The organism is Duganella violaceipulchra (assembly GCF_019166075.1).
Lineage (GTDB): Bacteria > Pseudomonadota > Gammaproteobacteria > Burkholderiales > Burkholderiaceae_D > Rugamonas > Rugamonas violaceipulchra.
Genome location: NZ_JAHTGR010000187.1, coordinates 1 through 296 on the forward strand (window position 1 = coordinate 1; position 296 = coordinate 296).

A 296-nucleotide genomic window follows, 5' to 3' on the forward strand; every position below is an offset into this window, starting at 1 on the left:
AGAAATGGTCGTCGCGGCCGACCTGTTCCAGGCCCAGCAGCTCGGCCCAGACGGCGGCCAGCATGGTCTCGGCCGGGCCCTGCGGGGCCTGGTAGCGGCGCGCCGCGACGGCGTCCTGGCCGGGGGCTGGCAGGGCGTTGCGATCGAGCTTGCCGTTCGGGGTCAGCGGCAACGCCTCCAGCACCACGTAGGCGGCCGGCAGCATGTAGTCGGCCAGCCGGGTCGCCAGCGCGGCGCGCAGCGTGGCCGGGTCGAGCGCGGCGGCAGATTCCTGCGCGCCGGCCTCGGCCACCAGA

Annotated in this window: 1 protein-coding gene; it reads right to left on the reverse strand. The window is 75.7% G+C overall.

Annotation, left to right across the window (positions count from 1 at the left end; translation table 11 throughout):
- On the reverse strand, positions 1–296 hold a 296-nt coding region (locus tag KVP70_RS33620; protein WP_217946762.1), incomplete at both ends, for a hypothetical protein.